The organism is Candidatus Magnetobacterium casense (assembly GCF_019173545.1).
In the GTDB taxonomy this organism is placed as follows: domain Bacteria; phylum Nitrospirota; class Thermodesulfovibrionia; order Thermodesulfovibrionales; family Magnetobacteriaceae; genus Magnetobacterium; species Magnetobacterium cryptolimnobacter.
This window is the reverse complement of record NZ_JABXWD010000212.1, coordinates 1-6114: the sequence shown is the minus strand read 5'-3', so window position 1 is coordinate 6114 and position 6114 is coordinate 1. Positions and strand designations below refer to the sequence as shown.

Sequence of the window (6114 nt, the reverse complement as noted above, 5' to 3'; positions counted from 1 at the left end):
AGATATCAAGGCGCATGGGGGCCATGTTGACGCTATCCGTCTATGAAGAGGTCTTGCGCTCACAGCCTGTCATCGGGCAGGTGCGTGCTATCTGGGATGACGTTGCCGCCCGCAGGATAGACGGTGAGGATGAGGTTAAACACGCCGAAGGGGTCTTGTTTATAAACGGCATATTTGCCGACTTCGTACACGCCGTGATGACCGTGGACGTGAGCGTCATTGACGATATAATTTCAAGTGTTCGCAAGAGCAGGAAATTGAATGAGCAGGTCAAGGGGATTGTGGTCTTGCTGTATGACATGAGGGCTGCCCTCATCCCGGTGGTCAAGGCAGGTGCAGGGGGTGATGTGGTTGGTGATATTGACCCGATTGAAGCACTGATTAAGGACTTATAACGAAAATACGCCACAATATATAAATCGGCATATAAATCAACGTGAGGTTAAAGGTATAGTTGATGAAAAAATAAATTATATAAAACAGATCATATCGCAAAAAAACAACAAAAACCTTGAAATATATCTTTACGATATAAGCGATTACAATCTCAATAATGGAGGGAGTCAGTTCCTGGTCATGACTTATTATAATCTTGCTACTCATGCAATGCGTAGTCATAAATGGGACTTGACAGAGAGGTTGCTTGATTATGCAACTCTTCTGGGTATAAAATATACGTTTATTTGGACTTTACGGTCTGAACTTTTTAAAAATACGGGTTCTTTTGATAAGGCCTTGAGCGCATATGACGAAGCGGTGGCGCTATTCCCGACGAATGCAGCAGTAAAAAATGGCCGTGCGGGGCTACTGCTTGTGTCAAACAGACATGCCGAGCTGCGTGAATCTCTGATTATAGAAACCCCTGTGACTAAAGATGAATGGACAGGATACCACATAGTAGCAATGTCGTATCTCAAAGAAGGCAGAGAGCTTGACGAAGCGATCAGACGTTTGCAGTACGGAGCAGACAATGTGAAGTGGCCTGCGAGCAGGGATTACTTTGCCAGTGCACTTGCCCTTGCCAAAATGAAGGGCAAAAGGTTTGGTGACGCCCTCAATGCGCTGAAAAAACACGTCGTACAAATTTCAGACATACGCAATCAGTTCTACCTGTTGCTAATCGCCCACTGCAATATCGCACTTGGTATGAGCACGGACGCCATTGACGATCTAAGGCGGGTAAGCGAAAATGCAGACAACACCGTCCTGGAAATTGTACGACTGATCATAAAACGCTACAACCTTGACGGCAATCATCCCCTATCGTCTGCGGAAGTGGCAGAGATCGATGATCAGATCATGGACATGGAACTACAATTTCTGATATCGGGCTTTATGCTTTTTTTTAGAAAAAGTCTCCTGAAAGGCCGTGCTTAACGCTCCCCATTGAGGGGACTCAAGCAGAAGAGCATAAAGTAACTATAGCGTAATTCACCCAATTAAAGAAAGAAAGGTGTTGACTAAATTCTATCAATCCTAATACAATAATATCCAATGATATTTATGAGATTATTAATATTGGTAGTGCTTGTTTTCAACCTGCTTTGTTCAGAGCTTCCGGCTCAGGAAGGCGTAAAGATACCTGTGGTTTCGCCCTACACGGGATCGTTGGCATCCTTTGGGGAGGGCGTGAAAAATGCCGCCCTGCTAAAGGCGGAAGAGATCAACGCCAAGGGTGGGATCAACGGCAAAAAACTGAACATCAGCCTCGAAGATGACCTGTGCGAACCCAAGGAGGCCTCTAACGTAGCAACCAGGCTGGCCAACGACAAAGGCGTTGTCATCGTTGTCGGACATCTTTGTTCATCGGCCACGCTGGCCGCTCTGCCCATCTACAGGAAGGCCGAGCTTGCCGCCATCACACCGGCATCTACAAACCCTACGATCGGAAAATCCGGCGGCGGATACTACTTCAGAAACGTCTACCAGGACGAGTTCCAGGGGGCATTCCTGGCCCGTTATGCCGCAGAGGCAATGAAGTGGAAAAAGGTAGTCGTCTTTTACGAAACCAACGATTACTCAACGGGTCTTAAGACCGCATTTGTGGAAGAGGCAAAAAAGCGCGGCCTGAAGGTCATCGGACAGGAGGCCTATACATCGGCCACAACCGATTTCACCCCACAACTGGCCAAATTCAAGATAATGAAACCCGATGCACTCTTTATCCCCGGCTATGCCCCGCAGGGTTCGCTCATCATAAATCAGGCCCTAAAGTTGGGTATGAAGGTGCATTTCTTTGGTGCCGACGGCCTCGATGATGCCATCATGCTCGAAAACAAGAACGCCGAGGGCCTGTTGGTAACAACCCCGTTTCTGGCCGAGGCCGCAGGGACAGAGGCAAAGGACTTTATCAATGCCTACACCAAAAAATTCGGCAAACAACCCAACTGGTTTGCCGCCAACACGTATGACGCCGTTGGCATAGCCGCAGAGACCATCGCACAAGCCGGCAACAACCGCCAAAAGATCAAACAAATCCTGGCCGCCTTCAACTCCCCGCAAAAGGCATACAAGGGGGTTACGGGAAATACGTATTTCGATAAATACGGCGATTGCCTCAAACCGGCGTTCATTAAAGTCATCAAGGATGGGCAATGGGTTAGTGCAAAAGAGCAGTTGAAGTAATTGTAACGCTTCAGAGGTTAGGAAAAAAATAACACTTCTATGAAAATTTTTGCTAACGTAAAACGCCTTGGCGTTGTTATCATTACGCTATGTGTTGTTGCCATAATTTTATATTTTACGGTTGAGTGGACCAAGGCAATAGTCCTCTATAATATCAAGAAGGAAGCCACCCAATACCTTGACGTGTACAATACCTACCTTACAAACAAGGTCAGCAACTATTTGGTCTATCCCAAAATCTTGGCAGAGAGCAATCTGATTATAGATTTTCTCGACAACCATGCAACCACTGAAATGATCAATAGCTACCTTGAGCAATTTAACGCCGCAATAGGCGCCGAATTTTCTTACGTTATTAACAGTAATGGAACTACAATTGCGTCAAGCAACTGGAACACACCCGGCTCCCTTGTTGGTAATAATTACACATTCAGGCCATATTTCAAACAAGCAATCCAGGGCGGAGTGGGAAGGTACGTTGCAATCGGGGTTACGTCAAAGGTGCCAGGTTATTATGTTTCCTACCCCGTTAAGAAAGACAACAGGATTATAGGCGTTGTAGTAGTAAAGAGCTCTCTGGATATCATGAAACCCAATATGAAGGAAATCAGCGGGAAGTTGTTTGTTGCGGATAAAAATGGCGTCATCTTTGTATCAAGCGATAAAAGCTATACATTCAACACGGTGCAAAAGCTGTCAGAAGAAACAATAGCCGAAATAAGAGCCAGTAAACAATATACCGGTGCAGAGCTGTCCACGCTTCCAATTCAAGATGAGACTAGCTTCAGGGGGATTACCGTTGTAACGCTGCACTCCGTGCAGTACGTGGTAACAGCGCTGCATATAGACGATAATGATTGGAACGTTTATCTCTTTTCCGAGATACATGGTCTGTATAAAAAGATATATTTTAATATAGCCATAGAGCTTCTGATAATAACAATCACCGTGATACTGTTGCTGTTATCTGCCAACATCAGACTAAGGAGGTCGAGCATGGAAATGCTAAGGCGGCGCGAAGAACTCGAAATTATGGTAAACGCCCGTACCGAGGAATTACAAGTCGCCAATGAAATGGTTGTGAAGGCAAAAAAAGAAGCAGAACGCGCTAATCATGCCAAGAGCGATTTCCTTGCCAACATGAGCCATGAGATACGCACACCCATGAACGGCATCATAGGCCTGCTCTCTCTCGCCTTCAAGACGGAACTGAACAACAAGCAATTAGACTATTTGGCAAAAATTAACACCTCGGCCCATACGTTGATGGGGATTATAAATGACATCCTGGACCTCTCAAAGATCGAGGCGGGCAAGTTGGATATGGAGTATATCCCCTTTCACCTGGATGAGGTGCTGCACAATATCTCCAATCTGATTACGCTCAAGACCGAAGAAAAGGGGCTTGAATTTTGCTTCTCCGTAGCCAGGGATGTCCCGTTGGCACTTGTTGGAGACCCCTTGCGCCTGGGGCAGATATTGTTGAATCTCTCCAACAACGCCGTTAAATTCACGACAAAGGGTGAAATTATTATTGCCGTTGAGTCCGAGGAGGTAACTGCCGAAACGGTGCAGTTGCACTTTTCGGTAAAGGATAGCGGCATAGGGCTGACCCAGCAACAGATAAACGCTCTGTTTCAACCCTTTACGCAGGCCGATACCTCAACGAGTAGAAAGTACGGTGGCACCGGCCTGGGATTAACCATAAGCAAACGTCTGACAGAGATGATGAACGGTCGTATATGGGTGGAGAGTGAACCCGGCAGGGGGTCAAACTTTCAATTCACTGCGTTGTTTGCCAGACAAAACCCTGAAAGACGCCGCTTCCGTCTGCCCTCGGACAAATACGTAGGCATGCGGGTCCTCCTGGCCGATGACAACCCCGCATCGCGTGATATACTTACAGATGCGCTGGAATCCTTCTCATTCAAGGTAACGCCCGTGTCATCGGGTATAGAGGCCCTGGCCGAGTTAAAGCGTTCGATGGATACCCCCTACGATATGATATTCATTGACTGGAAGATGCCCGATATGGACGGCATCACAACGGCACAGGAGATCAACAGACTCATCCCTGACAAGCCTCCAAAGGTTATTATGGTAACCGCATACGGACGGGAAGAGGTCATGCATGCGGCCAAGGACGCCCACCTTGATGGCATCCTTATAAAGCCGGTTAGTTTATCGCTGATGTTTGAGACTATCTTGTCGGTTGTTGGTGAGGATGCCGCCCGATACATGGTAATGCCACCCAATGCAGAAGTGGCAGTAGAGGGAATCGAAAAACTGGCAGGGGCACGCATCCTTTTGGTAGAGGACAACGAAATCAACCAACAGGTTGCAGTGGAACTGCTACAGAGCAAAGGATTTATAGTAGACATTGCCAACAACGGCGTAGAGGCAGTGGAGGCCGTTACAAAGACCTCGTTTGATGTCGTGCTGATGGATATCCAGATGCCAGGGATAGACGGCTATGAGGCTACAAGAAGGATAAGACAACAACAGGAGTTTAAAGACCTGCCAATTATAGCCATGACCGCTAACGTCCTAGCAGGAGAGCGGGAGAAATGTCTGGCCGCGGGTATGAATGACCATGTCGGTAAGCCAATACAGCCAAAAGGGCTTTACGTTACCCTGCTGAAGTGGCTCAAACCCGGGGAGGCGAAAGATGCCCTGCCACTGTCAATACCCGATAAAAAATCAACCGAAGCTGACAACGCAGGATTGCCGGCCAATCTCAAAGGGATCGATATTCGTGTCGGTCTGGAGAGATTGAGCGGCAATAGCGCTCTTTATCTCAAGATACTCAGGGAGTTTCGTGATAAATACGGTGATAGCGCCACGACTGTTTACAACGGACTGGAAAATAAAGACTATGAATCAGTTTACAGGTTGGTTCACACATTGGCTGGAGTAGCCGGTACCATTGGCGCCATCGAACTTCACACAGTTTCGCGGCAACTGGACAAGGCGCTCAAGGACGGTGTTGAACACATCCCTGACCTGACATCACTATTGAGAGCGTTTCAGAAGGCGCTCGATGATGTTATAACGGAACTGTATCGGCTTGATGCCACGACACCTCCTGCCGTTACGCAGGCGCCTGCTGCTTGTACGGTTGATGTGGACATCAGAGAGAACGAAACGGTAACGACCTCATTAGGGAAGCTGGCGTTGTTGCTTGAAGAGGGCGATTCGGAATCGTTTGCGCAACTGCAGACCCTCAAGGGGGCGTTGACAGGGCATTGCAAGTTTGATGAGCTGATTGATATTGAGAATCAGATAAATGATTACGATTTTGATAAGGCGCTTAACTCTTTGATTGCATTTTCCCGATCGTTAGGGATATCCGTTAAAAAAAGGTCAGACAAGTAAGCAAAAGAGCATAAATATGTATAACAATAGTTCACCCCTAAGAAAAGAAAGAAAGGGGCGGCTCCGCCCCCCTTTAGAACCCCCCGCAAGGGGGCCAGCCCCCTTGACCCCTTC

3 protein-coding genes and 1 pseudogene are annotated in these 6114 nt (G+C 47.4%); all 4 read left to right on the top strand.

The annotated features are described in order from the left end of the window. A pseudogene (locus HWQ67_RS11495) lies at window positions 1-395 on the top strand (hypothetical protein); the annotation flags it as partial. A 340-nt stretch (window positions 396-735) separates the two neighbouring features. Then, window positions 736-1377 (top strand): hypothetical protein, encoded by a 642-nt coding sequence (locus tag HWQ67_RS11490; RefSeq protein WP_218252831.1) that lies wholly within the window; start codon window positions 736-738, stop codon window positions 1375-1377. 147 nt (window positions 1378-1524) lie between these two features. After that, on the top strand, window positions 1525-2625 hold the full coding sequence (locus HWQ67_RS11485) for an ABC transporter substrate-binding protein (RefSeq protein ID WP_320414566.1): 1101 nt from the start codon (window positions 1525-1527) through the stop codon (window positions 2623-2625). A gap of 39 nt (window positions 2626-2664) precedes the next feature. Further along, window positions 2665-6000: a hybrid sensor histidine kinase/response regulator gene (locus tag HWQ67_RS11480; protein WP_218252829.1), complete on the top strand. Its 3336-nt coding sequence runs from the start codon at window positions 2665-2667 to the stop codon at window positions 5998-6000. Window positions 6001-6114: the final 114 nt, after the last annotated feature.